Below are 18,734 nucleotides of genomic sequence, written 5' to 3' on the forward strand. Positions count from 1 at the left end.
CGTTCTGGGCGGTAGCCAATGTGTGTGACCAGGACGCTTGCCTCAGGAGACCAGTCCAGACGGGTTGTCTCAGATGAAACTCTGCGCTGCCGCTGCCACTGCGAGGTAGCGCAGCAGCTTGGCGGCCCCGACCAACCCCAGAAAACTCCACAACGGCTCTTTGAGCGTGCCGGCGATCAAGGTCAGCGGGTCGCCGATGATCGGCACCCAGGAGAGCAACAGCGACCAGCGGCCGTAGCAGTGGTACCAGGCCTCGGCGCGGGCGAGAGCGGCCGGACTGGCGGGAAACCAGCGGCGGTCCTTGAAACGCTCGACCTGGCGGCCGAGCAACCAGTTGACGAGCGAACCAAGCACGTTGCCGAGGGTGGCGACGGCGATCAGCAGGGCGAGCGAGTAGCCGCCATTGACGACCAGCCCGGCGAGCAGGGCTTCGGACTGTGCGGGCAAAAGCGTCGCGGCGGCGAAGGCCGCGGCGAAGAGGCCGCCATAGGCGGCGAGGCTGGTCATCGAAAGCCGGCTACTGGGTGACGCGGCCGGACAGGCCGTCGATGATCGGGCAGTCGGGGCGGTTGTCGCCGTGGCAGTTGTGCACGAGGTGGCGCAGCGTGTTGCGCAGCTCGGTCAGCTCGGCGAGCTTGCGGTCGATCTCGACCAGTTTGGTCTCGGCGATGGCCTTGACGTCGGCGCTCTCGCGTTCCTTGTCACCATAGAGCGACAGCAGCTGGCGGCATTCCTCGACGGAGAAACCCAGGCTGCGTGAGCGTTGCAGGAAACGCAGGCGGTGCACGTCCGACATCGAATAATCGCGATAGCCGTTGTCGGCGCGGTCAGGGCGCAAAAGCCCGATGTCTTCGTAATAGCGGATGGTCTTGGCCGGCAGGCCCGACTTTTCCGAAGCGGTACCAATGTTCATGGTCACTCCCCGATCAACTTGGGTGTCATATAGGGCTTCCAGCAACTGGAAGCTCAAGATGCTGAGTAGAAAATTGTGGCGCATGCCGGTGCCAATCGCGCCGGCATGCGGGGTCGGCTTAGTCGGCGTAGGCCATCGACGTCATCATGCCGCCAACCATGTGGTAGAGATGGTGGCAATGCAGCGCCCATTTGCCGGCATTGTCGGCGTCAAAGGCGATCGTCACCATGCCCATGTTGGCCGGCACCAGCACCGTGTCACGCATCGCGCCGGCAAAACGCTTGCCGTTGACGGCGACCACCTGGAAATGGTGGCCGTGCAGATGCATCGGGTGCGACATCGTGGTGTGGTTCATGAAGGTCAGCTCGAAACGGTCGCCGCTCGCCACCGCCAGCGGCTTGTCCTGGCCGTGCATGGCGCCATCTAGCGTCCAGACATATTTGGGGCCTTCGCCGAGCATCATCGTGTGCTTGCGAGTTGCTGCCTTCTCGGACAGCGGCTTGGTGGCACGAAGCCTTTGCTCAAGGTCGACGCCTACGGCGGGGAAATCCTCGTCGGCCATGTCGGCAAGCTTGCCGACCGACGCGCCCTTGGCGGCGAGCACGACACCGGTGCGCATGCGGCCACCTTCCTGCACGGCGAAGACCGGCCAGGCAGAGGCTTGCTTCGGCAGTTCGAGCAGGATGTCGAGTCGCTGGGCGACGGCGAACTCGAAGCGCGTGCCTTCAACCGGTTCGACCGGCATGCCGTCGACCGCAATGAGTTTGCCCTGGAGCTTGCCGAGGTCGAGCCACATGTTGGTCGAGGCGGCGCCGTTGATGAGGCGCAACCTGACACGGCCGCCTGGCTCGACGGAAAATGTTTCCGGGTTGTCGAGGGTGCGATCGTTGGCCAGAAGCGCGTCGTACTGCACGTCCTGCAGGTGGGACATGCCGCCCATCTGGCCGCCCATCTGGCCGGCTGCCTGGCCACTCATCTGCATTGCGCCCATCGCGCCATGGTCCATCGTGTCGTGGCTTGTCTGGCCGCTGGGCATTGCCGTGCCGGGCATGTTGTGGCCCTCGTGGCCGCCGGCTGCCGGCGCGGGTGCGGAAGCGGGCGCCATGGCGCTCATGTCGTGGCCGCCCGCCTTGAGTTCGGCGAGGATCTCCTGCGGGTCGCGGAAGGTGAAGTCGTGGAACAGAACCACCACCTCCTGCACGTCCTGGCCTGCTTCGTCAGGGTCGCGAACGATCAGCGGAGCTGCGAGCATCAACTGCTCCTGAAGGCCGAAATGTGAATGCATCCAGAAGGTGCCAGGGCGGGCGAGGGGGAAGTCGTAGTCGTGGCTGCCGCCGTCGGGGATCGGCTCCTGCGAGATGCCGGCGACGCCGTCCTGCTGCCATGGTGGGGTGAGGCCGTGCCAATGGATGACGGTCGGCTCGCCGATGAGGTTCTTCAACCGGACGCGGAAGTTCTCACCGGCATTCATGACGATGCCGGAAGAGCCGTCGGCTTGATGAAGGCCGAAGACATTGGCGGCCTTGCCCTTGACCTCGATGACGCGCTTGCCGGCGGTGATGACCTTGTGGCCGTCGGCACGGGCCGGGCGGACCGGCATGAGCAGGGACGGGACTGCGGCAGCAGAAAGCGTTGCCGCTGATGCCGCGAGGAAGCCGCGGCGCGAAAGGGTGTTCATTTCATTGTCTCCAAAACTGATGTCTCCCGGCACGGGAATGTGCCGGGGCGTGCGCGTCCAAACGCGTCAGTTCAGGAGAGGGACGGTGGCCGGAGATGCGGCGAGGCGATCGATCCGTGGAGCGGTTCGGTCCTGGCCGGAGCCGGCGAAATGGCTGTCAGGTCGGGGAAGGCCGTGGGCAGAGGCAACGGCGCGCAATAGCTGCACGAGAGGAGGCACTGCGCCAGGCAAGCCTTCTCGTCCTGCGTGAGGTCGCCACAGCAGGCAATGTCAGCCTTGGCATGATGCGATACGGTCTGGACAGCATGCGGCTGATGCTGGCTGCCGCCCTGATGCGCGGAAGCTGCCTGGCCGAGCGCGAGGAAGAACAGCAGCGCCAGCGGCAACATCAGCCGCAGGATCTTTAACGCCTTGGCCCTGCCGTCGTCCATGACGGCAATGCGCGCGCCAATCTGCCCGCGCCGGTTGGCGAGGAAAGGACGGGTCGTGTCTGCGACGTGCCGCATGGATTGCATATCCTATTAATGGGGATTGCACCCCCGCAAGGTCAAGCGCCGTTGTTGTCGCTGCCCTCGGGGGTGAAGAAGACGTCGGCGTGAATGTCGAAGGCATGCACCCCAAGCGCGCCAAGTGCCGCGAAACAGGAATCGACCATCGCAGGCGGTCCGGCGACATAGGCCTTGGCGCCGGTGAGGTCGCTGTGGTCCTGTGCCAGCGCATCGGCGATGAAGCCGCTACGCCAGCCATCGGATGCGGTCTGGGACAGCACCGGCATGAAGCTCAGGTTGCGAAACTGTCTTTCCAGCGCACGGAAATGCTCGACCAGATAGAGGTCACGCTCGGCGCGGACGCCGAAATAGACATGGATCGGCTGGGCCATGCCCTGATGCAGCGCCGTCTCGACGATCGACTTGATCGGCGCAAGGCCGCTGCCGCCGGCAAGGGCGACGATCGGGCCTGAATGCGCCTCGCGGAGATAGGCGGAACCGGCCGGGCCATCTATCTGGACGGTGTCGCCCGCAACGAGCGATGCCCGGATCCGGCCGCTGGTCAAGCCGCCCGGCACGGCCCTGACATGCAGCTCGACAAGCTCCTCGTTCGGCCGGCTGGCCATCGAATAGTTGCGGGCCGGTGCACCCGGCACCGCCAGCGACAGATATTGGCCGGCGGCGAAGCGGAAGCTTGTACGATCGGCGAGCGCGAGGCGGATCGAAAGGATATCGTGCGTCAGCCGCTCGATGGCGACCACCTCGGCCTGCTGTGCCTCTGCTGGCTGAGCAGCGAAGGCTTCGGCCAGCCATTCGACGACGACGTCGTCGCTCGGCACTGCACGGCAGGCAAGGACGAAGCCGTCGGCGCGGTCCTGTTCGGAGAGCGCGAAGGGCGAGTGTTTGCCGAGCTCGACATGGCCTGAGACCAGGCGCGACTTGCAGGCGCCGCAGCGGCCGGAACGGCAGCTGTGGGGGTAGGCGATGCCGGCATCGAGCGCTGCCTGCAGGATCGTCTTGCTATCGCCGACGGCAATGCGGCGGCCCTGTTGGGGAAGGGTCAGGAAGGTCATTGTCAGGCCGCCCGTGTCAGGTCGAGCAGCGCCTCGATCTCGGCGCGCTGGACGGCGAAGGTGCCATAGAAGACATGCTTGCCGTCGATGATGGTGATGGGGGCGACGCGCACGCCGGTGCGGCGTTTGGCTTCGTCGGCGATAGCAGGATCGCGCAGGTCGCGCTCGACGAAGGGCAGTTGCTCAGCATTCAACCAGCGCTTCAGTGCCAGGCAATCGGGGCAGGTCGGCGTGGTGTAGATCTCGATCCAGGGAGCGTTCGGCATGTTGGCCTCGCGTGATGAAGATTGGGGAGGAGCGGCCTGCGTCATTGCGAGCGTGCCGTCCGGAAGGTTCCGGTCGCACGCGCCGCCAAGCAGGCCGCTGGACTGACTTATTCGGCCGGGACCAGCGACGGGGCTCCCGATGCGGCGATAGCACGGGCCGGAGCCTTGAAGCGCTTCAGCCGCATCGCGTTGCCCAGCACGAAGACGCTCGACATTGCCATCGCGCCCGCCGCCAGCATCGGCGACAGCAGCGTGCCGCTGACCGGGTAGAGCACGCCAGCCGCGACCGGGATGAGAGCGGCGTTGTAGGCGAAGGCCCAGAACAGGTTCTGCCTGATGTTGGCAATCGTTGCCTTCGACAGGGCGATGGCGTTGGTCACGCCGAGCAAGTCGCCCGACATCAGCACCACGTCGGCGCTTTCGATGGCAACGTCGGTGCCGGTGCCGATGGCGATACCGACATCGGCCTCGGCGAGCGCCGGCGCATCGTTTATGCCGTCGCCGACAAAGGTCACTGCCCGGCCACCGGCACGCAGGCGCTTGATGGCCTCAACCTTGCCGTCGGGCAGCACCTCGGCGACGACCTCGTCGATACCGAGCTGGGCGGCGATGGCTTCGGCCGTGCGGCGGTTGTCGCCGGTGATCATCGCCACCTTCAAGCCCAAGTCGTGCAGGGCGCGGATCGCCTGCGGCGTCGTCGGTTTGATCGGGTCGGAGACCGCAATCACCGCAGCCAGCTTGCCGTCGACCGCCGCATAGAGCGGGGTTTTGGCCTTGAGCCCCATGCGGATCGCCGTCTCGGCGAAGCCCTGCACCGAGATGCCGAGCTTGGCCATGTAGCGGTCGGCGCCGACGGCGACGTTGTGGGTGCCGACGCTGGCGCTGACGCCGAAGCCGGGCACCGCCTCGAAGGAACCGACCTCGGCCAGAACAAGGCCTTCATCCTTGGCCGCTGCGACGATGGCTGCCGCAACCGGATGCTCCGACTGGGACTCGACGGCTGCCACCAGCGCCAGCACCTTGGTGCGGTTGAAACCTTGGGCGACGTCCAGATCGGTCATGACAGGCTTGCCGGCGGTCAGTGTACCGGTCTTGTCGAGCGCTACGACCTCGGTCGATTTCAGCGACTGCAGCGCCTCGCCGTTGCGGAACAGGACGCCGAGTTCGGCGGCGCGGCCGGTGCCGACCATGATCGAGGTCGGCGTGGCGAGACCCATGGCACAGGGGCAGGCGATGATCAGGACGGCAACGGCGTTGACCAGCGCGAAGGTGGCGGCCGGCTGGGGGCCGAAGATCAGCCAGACAATGAAGGTCGCCGCCGCTGCCACCATCACGGCAGGCACGAACCAGGCGGTGACCTTGTCGACCATTGCCTGGATCGGCAGCTTCGAGCCCTGGGCCGTTTCGACCATGCGGATGATCTGAGCCAGCAGCGTGTCGGCACCGACCTTGGTGGCGCGGTAGGTGAAGCTGCCGGTCTTGTTGATCGTGCCGCCGACGACCTCCGCACCCTCGCCCTTGCTGACGGGAATGGGCTCGCCCGAAATCATCGATTCGTCGACGAAGGACGAGCCTGAAAGCACGATGCCGTCGACCGGAACCTTGTCGCCGGGACGCACCTGGACGACGTCGCCGAAGACAACCTCATCGAGCGGGACGTCGACGAAGCTGCCGTTGCGCTCAATACGCGCCGACTTCGCCTGGAGGCCCACAAGCCGCTTGATCGCCTCGGAGGTGCGGCCCTTGGCCTTGGCCTCGAGCACGCGACCGAGCAGGATCAGCGTGACGATGACGGCCGACGCTTCGTAATAGACGTTGGCGGTGCCCGCCGGCAGCAGGCCCGATGCAAAGGTGGCGACGACCGAATAGGCCCAGGCGGCGGTGGAGCCGAGCACGACCAGCGAATTCATGTCGGGTGCCAAGCGCAGCAGTGCCGGCACACCCTTCCTGTAGAAGCGCAGGCCGGGACCGAACTGGACGATGGTCGCCAGCACGAAGAAGGCGATGTAGAGCTGCTGCTGGGGGACGTTCATCATCAACCAATGGTGCAGCGCCGGGATGGCATGCCGGCCCATCTCCAGCACGAAGATCGGCAGAGTGAGGGTGGCGGCGACGGCGAAGTCGCGCTTGAGGTGGGAGAACTCGCGATTGCGCGCCTCTTCGCGGCTGTCGCTGCTGGCGGCCGCGACCGACGCGTCGGTCCGGCGCGGCTCGTAGCCGGCCTTGCGGATGGCGGCGTCGATGGCCGAGCGGGCGGTGCCGCCCAGCGTCTCGATGGTAGCGCGTTCGGTGGCAAGATTGACTGAAGCCGTCGTCACGCCGGGCACTGCGGCGATGGCCTTTTCGACCCGACGCACGCAGGAGGCACAGGTCATGCCCTCGATCTCGACTTCGATCGTCTCGGCCGGCACATCGTAGCCAGCATTGCGGATCGCGGCGATGACGCCGTCGGAATTTACGTCGGCGTCGAAGCTCACATCGGCGCTTTCGGTGGCGAGGTTGACCGATGCCGTGACGACGCCGGGGACAGCCGCAATCGCCTTCTCGACGCGGCGCACGCAGGACGCGCAGGTCATGCCCGCGATCGGGATGCTTTGTCTTGTCGTTGCCAGGTTCAAGGGAGCGTTCATCGGTGCGGACCTCTAGTTAATCACTTTCGGCCCAGAGGTCTAAGGGTTCCAGCGTTGGGAAGGTCAATAGAACTTTTTGCGATTATCGTCGATTTGGTCAACATGCTGAAAATACTGAACTTTCCTGATGGAGGATGCCGGATCTTCCAGGTTTTCGCGCAATCCCAAGCCGGTAACATATCCGTGATCGACAAATCGATTGACCTTCCTGTAGCTGGAAACACCAAATTGCAGGAACGGCGCGATGCCGGCCCAACCAAGGATTTCCTGAATGCTGAAGATGAATGTTCCCGACATGACCTGCGGTCATTGCGCCGGCATGGTGACCAAGGCCGTGCAGAGCGTCGACGCTGCCGCCCGCATCGACATCGACCTGAAGGCGCAAACCGTCTCGATCGAAACCGCGGCGGATGCCGCCAAGGTTGCCCAGGCGCTCGACGCCGCTGGCTATCCGGCCCAGGCTGTCTGAAGCCTGCCTTCCGGAAGGGCGGCGCGACCGGGGGCGGTGCGCCGCCCGCTTGGTTTGACTTCGCCTTCGACAGCATAAGCCTTGCCGCGCAAGAGTTTCCGCAGCCACAAGTGGCCGCGCGAACATGACGCAACCTGCAACCGCCCTCGTCCCCTAGTATTTCCGCGCCAAATCAAGCTATGATGCGGCTGGCCTTCCTCAAGGGACAGCGTCCCCTGGAATGCCGGGAGGACAGAGGATGGCCATAGCGCTCGTACTCGTTCTTGTTGTCATTGGCTCGGTGCTGTTCCACGTGCTGAGCCCTTGGTGGTGGACGCCGATAGCCTCCAACTGGGGCTACATCGACAGCACTCTCGTTGCGACCTTCTGGATCACCGGCGCCGTCTTCTCGGCGGTCGTTCTGTTCATGGCCTATTGCGTCTATCGCTTCCGCCACAAGGAAGGGCAGAAGGCCGCCTACGAGCCTGAAAGCAAGAAGCTCGAATCCTGGCTGACAGCGATCACCGCCATTGGCGTGGCGGCGATGTTGGCGCCTGGCCTCTATGTCTGGAAGCAATTCGTCACCGTGCCCAAGGATGCGACCGAGGTCGAGGTCGTTGCCCAGCAATGGCAGTGGAGCTTCCGGCTGCCCGGCGCCGACGGCAAGCTCGGCACCTCCAATGCCCGCCTTGTCAGCTCCGACAATCCCCTCGGCATCAATCCCGACGACCCGAACGGCCAGGACGACGTCGTGGTCGAGGCGGCCGACCTGCATCTGCCGATCGGCAAGCCAGTCAAGATGCTGTTGCGCTCTATCGACGTGCTGCATGATTTCTACGTGCCCGAATTCCGCGCCAAGATGGATATGGTGCCGGGCATGGTCACCTATTTCTGGTTTACCCCGACACGGACGGGAACCTTCGAGGTGCTATGCGCGGAACTCTGCGGCACCGGGCACGGCTTCATGCGCGGCATAGTCATGGTCGACACCGCGCAGGACTACACGACATGGCTGCAGCAGCAGTCGACCTTTGCCCAGTTGAGCGGCCCCGCCAAGGTTGGCGTGCTGGTCGACCGGGGCAAAGTCACGGCCAGCATGGAATAGGAGACACGGCGCGACCGCTCGAAGGCGGCCTCACCGCGAAAGCAGAGGCATAGAGCAACAGGGTGCACGCATGGTCGATGTCACGCCGCATGGAGCAGATCTCATCCCGCCGGCCGAAGTGGGCGAGATGGAGCTCTACCATCCGCACAGCTGGTGGACGAAGTACGTCTTCTCGCAGGACGCCAAGGTCATTGCGATCCAGTATTCGGGTACGGCACTGGCCATCGGGCTCGTCGCGCTGGTGCTGTCCTGGCTGATGCGGCTGCAGCTCGGTTTTCCCGGCACCTTCGATTTCATCACGCCCGAGGCCTATTATCAGTTCATGACCATGCACGGCATGATCATGGTCATCTACCTGCTCACCGCGCTGTTCCTGGGCGGCTTCGGCAATTACCTGATCCCGCTGATGGTCGGCGCCAGGGACATGGTGTTTCCCTACGTCAACATGCTGAGTTACTGGATCTACCTGCTCGCCGTGCTGGTGCTGGTGGCAAGCTTCTTTGCGCCGGGCGGGCCGACAGGCGCCGGCTGGACGCTCTATCCGCCGCAGGCGATCTTGTCTGGCACGCCGGGCGGCACGGGACCGGGCATCATCCTGATGCTGGTGTCTTTGATCCTGTTCATCATCGGCTTCACCATGGGTGGCCTCAACTATGTCGTGACCGTGCTGCAGGCGCGGACGCGCGGCATGACACTGATGCGGCTGCCGCTGACGGTATGGGGCATCTTTACCGCGACGGTCATGGCGCTGCTGGCTTTTCCTGCGCTGTTCGTCGCCTGCGTGATGATGCTGTTCGACCGCGCCATCGGCTCGAGCTTCTTCATGCCGGCGATCGTCGAGATGGGCGAGCAGTCGCCGCATAATGGCGGCAGCCCGATCATGTTCCAGCACCTGTTCTGGTTCTTCGGCCACCCCGAGGTCTACATCGTCGCGTTGCCGGCCTTCGGCATCGTCTCCGACCTGATCAGCACGCATGCCCGCAAGAACATCTTCGGCTACCGCATGATGGTGTGGGCCATCGTCGGCATCGGCGCGCTGTCCTTCGTCGTCTGGGCGCACCATATGTATGTCTCCGGCATGCACCCCTATTTCGGCTTCTTCTTCGCCACCACGACCCTGATCATCGCGGTGCCGACGGCGATCAAGGTCTACAATTGGGTGCTGACCTTGTGGCGCGGCGACATCCACCTGACCATCCCAATGTTGTTTGCGCTCGCCTTCATCGTCACCTTCGTCAATGGCGGGCTGACCGGCCTGTTCCTCGGCAATGTCGTCGTCGACGTGCCACTATCGGACACGATGTTCGTCGTCGCCCACTTCCACATGGTGATGGGCGTGGCGCCGATCCTCGTGGTCTTCGGCGCGATCTATCACTGGTATCCCAAGATATCAGGCCGGATGCTCAACGAGTTCATGGGCCGGTTCCATTTCTGGGTCACCTTCATCGGCGCCTATCTGATCTTCTTCCCGATGCATTATGTCGGGCTGGTCGGCGTTCCCCGGCGTTATCCCGAGCTCGGCGACACCGCCTTCATCCCGCCGTCGGTTCACACGCTGAACGAGTTCATCACGGTTGCGGCACTCACCGTGGGCTTCGCCCAACTGGTGTTCCTGTTCAACCTGTTCTGGAGCATCCGCCACGGCAAGGAGGCGGGTGACAATCCATGGCGGGCGACGACGCTGGAATGGCAGACCGCCGGCACGCCGCCGCCGCACGGCAATTTCGGCAAGGAGCTGCCGGTCGTCTATCGTTGGGCATATGACTACAGCGTGCCCGGCGCGCCCGAGGACTTCATCGCGCAGAACGACCCGCGCCCGGTGACGCAAGGCGGGCACGCATGAGCGCCATCCTGATCTTCCTGGGCCTGGTCACCGCGATTGCCGGCTGGTGGCTGGCGCGGCAGCGGCTGATGTCGAAGCCTTGGCTTGAGGTCGGTCCGGTCACCGCCTTCCCCGAGACGGAAGCGCCGCTGATGCATCCGGCGAAGATCGGACTCGGCGTTTTTCTCGCCGTGGTGGGCGCGATTTTCGCGCTGCTGATCAGCGCCTACTTCATGCGCATGGCCTATGCCGACTGGCAGGCGACGCCGATGCCCTGGCTACTGTGGCTCAACACCGGCATGCTGGTGCTGGCGAGCGCTGCGCTGCAATGCGCCGTCGTTGCCGCGCACAAGGGCCAGGTCGACAATCTCAGGCTTGCGCTCCTGGCCGGGGCCCTGGCCTCAGTGGCGTTCCTGGGCGGACAGTTGCTGGCATGGCGTGATCTTGCCGCCGGGGGCTACTACGCCGCCGACAACCCCGCGGTCAGCTTCTTCTACCTGATCACCGCAATGCATGGTCTGCACATCATCGGCGGGCTGTTCGTGCTCGGCCGAGCCAATGTCAGGGCATGGCGCGGTGACAGGCTTTCGCGGCTCGTGCTGACGACCGAATTGTGCGCGATGTACTGGCACGTGCTGCTCGTCGTCTGGCTGGTGCTGTTTGCCGTGCTGATGGGCTGGGCCGCCGACTTCATCGACATCTGCCGCAGATTGCTGAGCTAGGAGGACACGCCGATGGCCGAGACCTCGCTGGGACATGTCGACCACACCGCGCCTCGCCCGCCGGGCCTGCGCGGCTTCATCGCCGACTGGTCGTCGGACCAGCGCGCCTTCAAGGGCGTGTCTTGGGGGAAGGCCATGATGTGGATCTTCCTGCTCAGCGACACCTTCATCTTCGGCTGCTTCCTGTTGTCCTACATGACCGCGCGCATGTCGACGGTCGTGCCGTGGCCGAACCCGAGTGAGGTCTTTGCCCTGCATCTGTTCGGCCAGGACATCCCGCTCATCCTGATCGCGATCATGACCTTCGTCTTGATCTCGTCCTCGGGTACGATGGCGATGGCGGTCAATTTCGGCTATCGCCGCGACCGCAAGAAAACGGCGATCCTGATGCTGCTGACGGCGGCCCTCGGCGCGACCTTTGTCGGCATGCAGGCCTTCGAATGGACCAAGCTGATCAGCGAGGGCGTGCGGCCGTGGGAAAACCCGTGGGGTGCCGCGCAGTTCGGCTCGACCTTCTTCATGATCACCGGCTTCCACGGTACCCATGTGACGATCGGCGTGATCTTCCTGTTGATCGTCGCGCGCAAGGTCTGGCGCGGCGACTACGAGACGGGCGCGCGCGGGTTCTTCACCAGCCGGCGGGGCCAGTATGAGAGCGTCGAGATCATGGGGCTCTACTGGCACTTCGTCGATCTGGTGTGGGTGTTCATCTTTGCGTTCTTCTATCTTTGGTGAGGTGAAGCGATGGCACAGGCAGAGGCGCAGGATCACGGCCTGCATGGACAGGCAGCACCCATCCAGGCGGGCGCGCATGCACAGGGGCAGCAGCACCCGATCAAGCTTTATCTCGTCGTCTGGGGCTGGTTGTTCATCCTCAGCGCCTGTTCCTACGCGGTCGACTATTTCGCCCTGCAGGGCCTGCTCCGGTGGGGCCTGATCCTGATCTTCATGATGCTGAAGGCGGGGCTGATCGTCGCTGTGTTCATGCACATGGCGTGGGAGCGGCTCGCGCTTGCCTATGCCATCATCGTGCCGCCGCTGGTGATCCTGGTCTTCGTCGCAATCATGGTGATCGAATCCCGCTACACCGAAATCACCCGCGTGCTGTCCTTCGGCGCGGGATAAGCCACGTCCGCCAGCCGCCCTTCCTTGCCGCGGCAGTTGCAACGGCAAGCTGCAACGGAATGGCGCATGGCGCGTTGCCTTGCGCCGGATTAGTATCGCGCCCGTTGGCGCAATGCGCCGGCCACAGTGAGGAGATAGCCATGAAACTGACGGCATGGGGCGCTCAAGCCCTTCTTGCAGCTTCGGTTCTAGCCACCAATCCGGTTCATGCGGCGGGCGATGCGGCCGCCGGCAAGAAAGTCTTCACCAAATGCATGGCCTGCCACGACCTGGCGGTCGACAAGAACAAGGTCGGCCCGTCGTTGCACGGTGTCATCGGCCGCACCGCGGGCACGCTGCCCAGCTTTGAAGCCAAGTATTCCGATGCGATGAAACAGGCCGGCGCCGGCGGGCTCGTCTGGGACGAGGCCAACATCGCCGCCTACATGAAGGCACCGAAAGAGAAGGTGCCGGGCAACAAGATGGCTTTCCCGGGTCTCAAGGAAGACACCGACATTGCCAATGTGATTGCATATATCGAAGAGATGTCGAAGTAGCCGCCTACGGCAGCCGGGTGCTCGCAGGCAGCTCTCCTGCGGGCAGTTTCCCGCAAGAAATGCATATTTATTGTGCGGTGTGCCCCAAACGGGGGATGCCGCCGCCGCTCAAATAGTGTTCATGGCTTGGCTGGCGTCCCCCAGCGCCCGGCGAATGCAGATGCATTGTCCGGGCGGCATTGCAAGGGTGCGTCGCGATGTTGCCTACGCTCCGTATTCTAGATCTGCGTTTTAAACATCTAGCTATTGGTGCCTCTTCGAGGGGGAAACTGCGGCTTTCCGGGGGGCCTCGGAAGCCGCGCCATTTCCTGAGGCGCGACTTCCTTCATCACACATGCCATCGGCTAGTCGGGTGCGTCGAAGTCGGGCGTGACGGCGGCGATGTTGTAGGCCTCGAGCCGGGCCGTGGGCGCGTCGGCCGCGTCAAAACTAAGGATCGTCGCGGTTCCCGGCGTCACCGGCACGACGCGCGACGGCGGCAATCCCAGGAAGGCGTGGCAGGCGGCGCGGATGACGCCGCCATGCACGATGGCCAGCGTGTCGCCGCTGCAGGTCTTCAGGCAATCACGCAGGCCCTCGACGATGCGGGCGCAGAACTCCGTCCATGGCTCGCCCCGGTCGGGTGTGAAGGTGCCGGCGCGCCAGGCGAGATATTCGTGCGGACGCTCGGCCTCGAGCTCATGCTTGATGCGGCCGGTCCAGTTGCCCATATCGATCTCGCGCAGGCGCGGGTCGAGCGGCGCGTCGCCATAGCCGAGCAGGCTTGCCGTCTGGCGCGTACGGCCGAGGTCGGAGACCACGACGCGGTCGGGCGCCATCGCCCTGGCGAAAGACGCAAAACTCTCGACCTGCCTGATGCCCCGCGGCGATAGCGGCGCGTTGTCGTGGCCCTGGAGCCTGTGCTCGGCATTCCAGGTGGTCTCGCCATGGCGCACCATTATCAATCTCATCAGTCGATCCTTTCACCAGTCATTGCAAAAACCGCGCTCGGCTCGCCCAGGAAACTGAGGCGGATCTCGTCGCCGATCGCCGCGCTGAAATAGCCGTCGGCCATGGCGGTCAGCCGTTGGCCGTTGGAAAATGCCGTCACCATCGTGCGCCCGGCGATAGGGGCGGCTTCCTCGAAGCGCGCGGTGATCGCAGGTTGGCCCTCGATGTCGCCGACCTTGATGTCATGGGCGCGGTAGAGAAGCTGGACGCCGTCATGCGCCTTGGCGCGCTGCGCATCGGTCAGCCGCAGGCCATCATAGACGAGGCCACCGTCCTGTTTCGTCACCGAGATGAGATTGGCCGGCGGCGTGCCGAGGAAGGTGGCGACGAAGGTCGTGCGCGGGTTCTCCAAAAGCTCGAGCGGCGCGCCGAACTGGTCGACCTTGCCATTGTTGAGCACAGCGACATGGCTCGCCATTGTCATCGCCTCGACCTGGTCGTGGGTGACGTAGACAGAGGTGGCACCTGTGGCGCGGTGGATGCGCATCAGTTCGCTGCGCATCTCGATGCGCAGTTTGGCGTCGAGGTTGGACAAAGGTTCGTCGAACAACAGGATGCTCGGCTTGGGGCCGATGGTGCGGGCAATCGCCACGCGCTGCTGCTGGCCGCCGGAGATCTCGGCCGGGTAGCGTTCCTTCAGCGCCGAGATGCCGAGCAGACCGAGCACTTCGTCGACGCGCGCGGCACGATCCGCCTTGCTCCACTTGGCCACCTTGAGCGGCCAGTCGATGTTGCCGGCGACCGTCATATGCGGCCACAATGCATAACTCTGGAAGACGAGGCCGGCGTCGCGGCCGCCGGCGTCGGCGACAAGGCCGCGCGTGCCGTCGGAGACGGTGCGGCCCATGAAGGCCATCTCGCCTTCGCTCGGTGTTTCCAGTCCGGCGAGCATCCTGAGCAGCGTGGACTTGCCGCAGCCGGACGGGCCTACAAGCACCAGGAACGCGCCCTGCGGCACCGAGATGTCGACATTGTCGACGGCGGTGAAGCTGCCGAAACGCTTGCTGACGTTGCGGATCGCGATCGCAGCCGGATTGCCGTTGGCGGGGTTCATGCGGATTTCCACTTCTGGACACGGTTCTGCAGACGGTGCGCCAGGAGCGTGGCGATGACGCAGAGGACGAGGATCACCATGGTGATGGCATTGGCAAATTGCATGAAGCCTTCGGCGGCATAGCGGTAGGCGAGCATGCTGAGAACGGGCGAGGTCGAGGTGAACAAAAGCACCACCAGCGACAGGTCGCGGACGATCTTGACGAAGACCAGCAGCGCCCCGGCGAGCAGGCCGCGGATGGCAAGCGGCATGATGATAGCGCCCATGCGGCGGAAGAAGCCGGCGCCGGTCAGCCGCGCGCTTTCCTCGATGTCGGCCGAGATCTGGCCGAGCACCGAGCGGCCCGACTGCACGGCATAAGGCAAGAGATGCGCAGAGGCTGCAAGCACCAGGAGGAGGAAGGTGCCGTAGAGCGACGGCAACGGTCCGATCGGCGCGCCGAACAGCGCGATGTAAGCGGCGGCGAAGGCGATCGAGGGGATCAGGATCGGGGTGAACGAAACCTGGCCGAGGACGGTTGCGAGCACGCTGCCCTTGTTGCGGGCGATGGTGTGGGCCAGCGCCAGGCCGAGCGCCATGGTGGTGATCGCCACCGTGACAGCCAGCTTCAGCGTCATCGACAGCGCCTCGATCAGCACCGGATTGCGGAAGATGCCGGCCTGGCCCTGGGCCATGTCGGTGCCGCCTTCGCCGATCCAGAAATGCGTCGTCCAGTTGGAGAACAGCGAACCGTTCTGCAAGGCGAAGCTGGAGGCGGTGAGGATCAGCGCCGGCAGGAAGGTGGTGAGCAGGCAGAGCAGGACGGCGACTGCAAACAGCGGCCAGCGCCATCTGCCGAGCGGAAAGCGCTTGGTGCGACCGCCCTTGCCGGTGACGGTGACGAAGTTCTTGCGGCCGGCGACGAGGCGCTCGCCGAGCCAGAGGAAGGAGGCGGAGACGACGATCAAAAGCAGTGCGATGACGAAGCCGCGTTCGGTCTGGCCGGTCTCGATCATGCCGAACAGGCGCGTCGACAGCGTCTGCATCCTGACCGGCAGGCCGAGCAGGGCAGGGGCGGCGAAGTTGGAGACGGCACCGGCAAAGGTCAACGACGCCGCGGCGATCAGCGCCGGCGTGACGACGGGCAGAATGATGCCGAAAAAGATGCGCGAGCGTTTGGCGCCGGCGACCTGCGCTGCCTCGACGAGATCGGCGCCGATGGAGCTCAAGGCCGCCGAGATGACGGTGAAAGCAAGCGAATAATAGTGGGCGATGAGCACGATCAATGTCGGCAACAGGCCCCAGGCGAGCCAGTCGGGCACGATGTAGCCGTTCGCCTCGAAGAAGCCGACCGAGCCGCCGAGGCGGCTGTTACGGAACAAAGCACCCCAGGCAAGGGCCGCGGCAAAGCTCGGGATCATGAAGGGCAGAGTGGCAAGCAGGCCGAGCGTCCTTGGCGCCGGCACGTCGGTGAGCACGACCAGCCAGGCGAGGAAGCCGCCCATCAAAAGGCAGCCCATGGCAACGCCGATGCCGAGCAGCACGGTGTTCAGGAGCGGACGCCACCACAGGTTTTCGGACATTTTCGAGGCCAGCACCGCCTGCCAGGCGTCAAGGCCTTCGATGGTCAGTGTCGACAGGACAATCTTGACCAGCGGCGCGATGACCAGGATGCCGACGACAAGGATCAGGATGATGGGAACAAGTGTTTCGGAGCGCAAAAAGCCTCTCCGGGACAACACGGATGTTGTTACGGCGGACATGACATTCTTTCCAGGAATTGCGGGGCTCGGTCCGCGGCGACGCGGGGCGGACAGCTCGGCACGGAGAACGGACCGGCGCCTCCCCCAAGGCGCCGGTCCGGCCGCAGTCATTGCAGCGTCAGCACCAGGTCTGCGATACGCTTGCGGGCAGCGGCTGTCTTCACCGGATCGATGCGCCAGGCCTTGAGCTCCTTGAGCGGCACGGAGTCGGCGTTGTCCTTGATCGACGGCCGCACGGCATAGTCACCGGCGACGTTGAAGGGCTCGAAGGCCGGTCCGCCGGTGGCAGAATCGTCGCCCATCATGAAGTCGATCAGCAGGCGCGCCGCCGCAGGGCTCGGCGCCTTGTCGACCAGTGCGAGTACCGCCGGGAACAGGATGCCGTTGGATGGCTCGACGTCGTTGGCGACCTGCAGTGCCCAGCCTTCCTTCTCGTTGTCGCGGCGGTCGGAATAGGTGGCGAAGCCGACTGGCGGGTTCTTGGCGGTCTTGTCGCCGATCGCCTTGTTGATGACGTCGGAATTGGGCACCAGGACGAGGTCGTTGCCGAACAGGTCGCGGACGAACTGTTCGCCTGCGCCCTGGAGGTCGCTGTCGACAGTGATCGGCTTGCCGAACTGCGCCTCATAGGCCTTGGCCATTTCGTCGGGGCGGAGCGAGAACTCGACCAAGAGGTCGAGCAGTTCGCCGCGCTGCAGCGGGTCGACCATCAGCACGCGGCCCTTCCATTCCGGCGTCGTCAGCTGCCACAGGTTCTTGACCGGCGCGCCATTGGGATTGGCAACTTCGTTGTACATCAAAACCTTGGTCGACAGGCGCTGGGTCAGCAGCGGCACCTTGTGCTCATCGGCGAGCTCGGCCGCCACACGCGGCGGGATGTAGGGCACGACACGGTTGGTCTTGACCAGGTCCTCATAGACCACCGGCGTGTCGGCGATGTAGAGCACGTCGACGGCGTTGACGCCGGCGGTCTGCTCGGCGACGACACGCGCGATCTGCTTGACCGAGCTCATGTCGATGCCGACCAGGTCGATGCCGGGATAGGCTTCCTCGAACGCCTTCTCCACCTTGGCGATACGGCTCGACAGCGAGAAGACGGTGACCTTGCCTTCCTTCTGTGCCAGCGGCAGCAGTTCCTTGACGCTCATCGCGTCGAGCTCGGCGGCGATGGCCGTCAGGGGCAGCATGGTGGCCGCTGCAAACAGCGCCCATTTCATCGACTTGAGCATCTTTCCCTCCCAGGTTTTCTCAATCGAATTCGTCGAACAGGCCGGACAGGCGCTCCAGCGCGCCCATGACGCGGGTCTGGTGCCGGCCGGCGATGGTCAGAAGAATGGCGTTGACGATGGCGAACGGCACCGTCGGCGTCTGGAACTCGCTGCCCGAGCGGCCGCGCGGTGCCGCCAGCACGAGGTCGGCAGCCGGCTGCATCATGGTGCCGGCGAGGTCGGTGACGAGCACCGCCTTGGCGCTCTGCGCGTGGCAATGCTCGACCAGTGGTGCGTAGCTCGCCGGTTGCTTGCGGAAGGCGAGCGCCAGCACGAGGTCGCCCTGCTGCATGCCGACGACGCGCTCGGCGATGTCGCGGCCACGGCCTTCGAGCACGATGGTGGTCATGCCGAAGCGGTCGAGCCGGCGGCGCAGGAACTGGGTGATCGACTGGGCATGGCCCTGGCCGAACAGGAAGATGCGTTTGGCATCGACGATCATGTCGGCGGCGCGGTTGATGCTGTCTTGCGAAACGGCAAGGCGGAGGTGCTCGAGTGCCGCGATCTCGCTGCCGATCAGGTCGAGCAGGAAGTCGCCATGCTCGACCTTGGCGACGGAGCGGCGCATTCGCTCGGCGGCGTCCTGGCTCTCGACCAGCTCGCGCTGCAGCTGTGAGCGCAGTTCTGGATAGCCCTTGAAGCCGAGCTTCTGGGCGAGGCGGGTCGTTGCCGCCTCATGCACGCTGGCGCGTTCGGCAAGCCGGGCGCTCGAGAGGAAGGCTGCCTCGGCGGCGTTTTCGAGCAGCGCCGATACGAGCCGCTGGTCGGCCCCGGTTAGGCGGGTCGAATGGCTTTTGATGCGATCCAGCAGCGTCATCATCTTGCATCCATATTGCACTCGACTTTTAAGATGCAAGATATCTTGCAGTCAAGC

The 18,734-nt window shown here is 64.6% G+C and carries 20 protein-coding genes; 7 read left to right on the forward strand and 13 right to left on the reverse strand.

Translation table 11 applies throughout. The features are described 5' to 3' along the window. Window positions 1-69: 69 nt before the first annotated feature. From SLT36_RS07435 to SLT36_RS07470, 8 genes are all read right to left on the reverse strand, one after another. Complete coding sequence (locus tag SLT36_RS07435; protein ID WP_432286579.1) at window positions 70-507, reverse strand: YqaA family protein; 438 nt, start codon at window positions 505-507, stop codon at window positions 70-72. 10 nt (window positions 508-517) lie between these two features. Continuing rightward, window positions 518-913 (reverse strand): Cu(I)-responsive transcriptional regulator, encoded by a 396-nt coding sequence (gene cueR, locus SLT36_RS07440; protein ID WP_067957402.1) that lies wholly within the window; start codon window positions 911-913, stop codon window positions 518-520. A 118-nt stretch (window positions 914-1,031) separates the two neighbouring features. After that, the gene (locus tag SLT36_RS07445; RefSeq protein WP_432286581.1) at window positions 1,032-2,591 is read right to left on the reverse strand and encodes a multicopper oxidase family protein; all 1,560 of its coding nucleotides are present in this window, start codon (window positions 2,589-2,591) and stop codon (window positions 1,032-1,034) included. Between the two features lie 71 nt (window positions 2,592-2,662). Continuing rightward, window positions 2,663-3,097, reverse strand: coding sequence for a hypothetical protein (locus tag SLT36_RS07450; RefSeq protein ID WP_432286583.1), 435 nt, complete (start codon window positions 3,095-3,097; stop codon window positions 2,663-2,665). Window positions 3,098-3,138: 41 nt separating this feature from the next. Next, on the reverse strand, window positions 3,139-4,152 hold the full coding sequence (locus SLT36_RS07455; RefSeq protein ID WP_432286584.1) for a 2Fe-2S iron-sulfur cluster-binding protein: 1,014 nt from the start codon (window positions 4,150-4,152) through the stop codon (window positions 3,139-3,141). A gap of 2 nt (window positions 4,153-4,154) precedes the next feature. Beyond that, entirely contained in the window at window positions 4,155-4,418 is a 264-nt protein-coding gene (locus tag SLT36_RS07460) for a glutaredoxin family protein (RefSeq protein WP_182573799.1), read from the reverse strand. A 107-nt stretch (window positions 4,419-4,525) separates the two neighbouring features. Beyond that, window positions 4,526-7,048, reverse strand: a complete 2,523-nt coding sequence (locus SLT36_RS07465) for a heavy metal translocating P-type ATPase (protein ID WP_432286586.1) — start codon at window positions 7,046-7,048, stop codon at window positions 4,526-4,528. Window positions 7,049-7,111: 63 nt separating this feature from the next. After that, window positions 7,112-7,345, reverse strand: a complete 234-nt coding sequence (locus SLT36_RS07470) for a hypothetical protein (RefSeq protein ID WP_432286587.1) — start codon at window positions 7,343-7,345, stop codon at window positions 7,112-7,114. On the opposite strand from SLT36_RS07470, the gene SLT36_RS07475 reads away from it, so the two are divergent. From SLT36_RS07475 to SLT36_RS07505, 7 genes are all read left to right on the forward strand, one after another. After that, window positions 7,320-7,517, forward strand: coding sequence for a heavy-metal-associated domain-containing protein (locus tag SLT36_RS07475; RefSeq protein ID WP_067957421.1), 198 nt, complete (start codon window positions 7,320-7,322; stop codon window positions 7,515-7,517). The two genes, SLT36_RS07470 and SLT36_RS07475, sit on opposite strands and share 26 nt — an antisense overlap. A 238-nt stretch (window positions 7,518-7,755) precedes the next feature. Next, window positions 7,756-8,601, forward strand: coding sequence for a cytochrome c oxidase subunit II (locus tag SLT36_RS07480; RefSeq protein WP_432286589.1), 846 nt, complete (start codon window positions 7,756-7,758; stop codon window positions 8,599-8,601). Window positions 8,602-8,671: 70 nt separating this feature from the next. Then, window positions 8,672-10,444 carry a cytochrome c oxidase subunit I gene (gene ctaD / locus SLT36_RS07485; RefSeq protein WP_154385645.1) on the forward strand — a complete coding sequence of 591 codons (1,773 nt, stop codon included), beginning with the start codon at window positions 8,672-8,674 and terminating at the stop codon, window positions 10,442-10,444. After that, the gene (locus tag SLT36_RS07490) at window positions 10,441-11,145 is read left to right on the forward strand and encodes a cytochrome c oxidase subunit 3 (RefSeq protein WP_432286591.1); all 705 of its coding nucleotides are present in this window, start codon (window positions 10,441-10,443) and stop codon (window positions 11,143-11,145) included. The genes ctaD and SLT36_RS07490 overlap by 4 nt, the downstream gene beginning before the upstream one ends. A 12-nt stretch (window positions 11,146-11,157) precedes the next feature. Next, window positions 11,158-11,880: a heme-copper oxidase subunit III family protein gene (locus SLT36_RS07495; protein WP_432286592.1), complete on the forward strand. Its 723-nt coding sequence runs from the start codon at window positions 11,158-11,160 to the stop codon at window positions 11,878-11,880. A 9-nt stretch (window positions 11,881-11,889) separates the two neighbouring features. After that, on the forward strand, window positions 11,890-12,270 hold the full coding sequence (locus SLT36_RS07500) for a cytochrome C oxidase subunit IV family protein (RefSeq protein WP_432286593.1): 381 nt from the start codon (window positions 11,890-11,892) through the stop codon (window positions 12,268-12,270). A gap of 140 nt (window positions 12,271-12,410) precedes the next feature. Next, on the forward strand, window positions 12,411-12,806 hold the full coding sequence (locus SLT36_RS07505) for a c-type cytochrome (RefSeq protein ID WP_432286595.1): 396 nt from the start codon (window positions 12,411-12,413) through the stop codon (window positions 12,804-12,806). A gap of 344 nt (window positions 12,807-13,150) precedes the next feature. Here the strand turns inward: SLT36_RS07505 and SLT36_RS07510 are convergent, their stop codons facing one another. The 5 genes from SLT36_RS07510 to SLT36_RS07530 all read right to left on the reverse strand — a co-directional run bounded on the left by SLT36_RS07510 (window position 13,151) and on the right by SLT36_RS07530 (window position 18,680). Further along, window positions 13,151-13,756, reverse strand: coding sequence for a histidine phosphatase family protein (locus SLT36_RS07510; RefSeq protein WP_432286596.1), 606 nt, complete (start codon window positions 13,754-13,756; stop codon window positions 13,151-13,153). Continuing rightward, window positions 13,756-14,850, reverse strand: coding sequence for an ABC transporter ATP-binding protein (locus SLT36_RS07515; protein ID WP_432286598.1), 1,095 nt, complete (start codon window positions 14,848-14,850; stop codon window positions 13,756-13,758). Before SLT36_RS07515 ends, SLT36_RS07510 begins: the two co-directional genes overlap by 1 nt. Next, window positions 14,847-16,592: an ABC transporter permease gene (locus tag SLT36_RS07520; protein ID WP_432286599.1), complete on the reverse strand. Its 1,746-nt coding sequence runs from the start codon at window positions 16,590-16,592 to the stop codon at window positions 14,847-14,849. Before SLT36_RS07520 ends, SLT36_RS07515 begins: the two co-directional genes overlap by 4 nt. A gap of 107 nt (window positions 16,593-16,699) precedes the next feature. Then, complete coding sequence (locus SLT36_RS07525) at window positions 16,700-17,809, reverse strand: ABC transporter substrate-binding protein (protein ID WP_432288275.1); 1,110 nt, start codon at window positions 17,807-17,809, stop codon at window positions 16,700-16,702. Window positions 17,810-17,840: 31 nt separating this feature from the next. Then, complete coding sequence (locus SLT36_RS07530) at window positions 17,841-18,680, reverse strand: MurR/RpiR family transcriptional regulator (protein WP_432286601.1); 840 nt, start codon at window positions 18,678-18,680, stop codon at window positions 17,841-17,843. Between the last annotated feature and the right edge of the window lie 54 nt (window positions 18,681-18,734).

Source organism: Aminobacter sp. BA135 (assembly GCF_050859125.1).
Classification (GTDB): domain Bacteria; phylum Pseudomonadota; class Alphaproteobacteria; order Rhizobiales; family Rhizobiaceae; genus Aminobacter; species Aminobacter ciceronei.

Bases quoted from the DNA above. Each gene is read 5' to 3' on its own strand.
- SLT36_RS07510 (WP_432286596.1), bottom strand. From the start codon at position 13,756: ATGAGATTGATAATGGTGCGCCATGGCGAGACCACCTGGAATGCCGAG.
- ctaD (WP_154385645.1), top strand. From the start codon at position 8,672: ATGGTCGATGTCACGCCGCATGGAGCAGATCTCATCCCGCCGGCCGAA.
- SLT36_RS07490 (WP_432286591.1), top strand. From the start codon at position 10,441: ATGAGCGCCATCCTGATCTTCCTGGGCCTGGTCACCGCGATTGCCGGC.
- SLT36_RS07525 (WP_432288275.1), bottom strand. From the start codon at position 17,809: ATGAAATGGGCGCTGTTTGCAGCGGCCACCATGCTGCCCCTGACGGCC.
- SLT36_RS07520 (WP_432286599.1), bottom strand. From the start codon at position 16,592: ATGTCCGCCGTAACAACATCCGTGTTGTCCCGGAGAGGCTTTTTGCGC.
- SLT36_RS07455 (WP_432286584.1), bottom strand. From the start codon at position 4,152: ATGACCTTCCTGACCCTTCCCCAACAGGGCCGCCGCATTGCCGTCGGC.
- SLT36_RS07495 (WP_432286592.1), top strand. From the start codon at position 11,158: ATGGCCGAGACCTCGCTGGGACATGTCGACCACACCGCGCCTCGCCCG.
- SLT36_RS07465 (WP_432286586.1), bottom strand. From the start codon at position 7,048: ATGAACGCTCCCTTGAACCTGGCAACGACAAGACAAAGCATCCCGATC.
- SLT36_RS07435 (WP_432286579.1), bottom strand. From the start codon at position 507: ATGACCAGCCTCGCCGCCTATGGCGGCCTCTTCGCCGCGGCCTTCGCC.
- SLT36_RS07515 (WP_432286598.1), bottom strand. From the start codon at position 14,850: ATGAACCCCGCCAACGGCAATCCGGCTGCGATCGCGATCCGCAACGTC.
- SLT36_RS07480 (WP_432286589.1), top strand. From the start codon at position 7,756: ATGGCCATAGCGCTCGTACTCGTTCTTGTTGTCATTGGCTCGGTGCTG.
- SLT36_RS07475 (WP_067957421.1), top strand. From the start codon at position 7,320: ATGCTGAAGATGAATGTTCCCGACATGACCTGCGGTCATTGCGCCGGC.
- SLT36_RS07450 (WP_432286583.1), bottom strand. From the start codon at position 3,097: ATGCGGCACGTCGCAGACACGACCCGTCCTTTCCTCGCCAACCGGCGC.
- SLT36_RS07530 (WP_432286601.1), bottom strand. From the start codon at position 18,680: ATGATGACGCTGCTGGATCGCATCAAAAGCCATTCGACCCGCCTAACC.
- SLT36_RS07500 (WP_432286593.1), top strand. From the start codon at position 11,890: ATGGCACAGGCAGAGGCGCAGGATCACGGCCTGCATGGACAGGCAGCA.
- SLT36_RS07445 (WP_432286581.1), bottom strand. From the start codon at position 2,591: ATGAACACCCTTTCGCGCCGCGGCTTCCTCGCGGCATCAGCGGCAACG.
- cueR (WP_067957402.1), bottom strand. From the start codon at position 913: ATGAACATTGGTACCGCTTCGGAAAAGTCGGGCCTGCCGGCCAAGACC.
- SLT36_RS07460 (WP_182573799.1), bottom strand. From the start codon at position 4,418: ATGCCGAACGCTCCCTGGATCGAGATCTACACCACGCCGACCTGCCCC.
- SLT36_RS07505 (WP_432286595.1), top strand. From the start codon at position 12,411: ATGAAACTGACGGCATGGGGCGCTCAAGCCCTTCTTGCAGCTTCGGTT.
- SLT36_RS07470 (WP_432286587.1), bottom strand. From the start codon at position 7,345: ATGTCGGGAACATTCATCTTCAGCATTCAGGAAATCCTTGGTTGGGCC.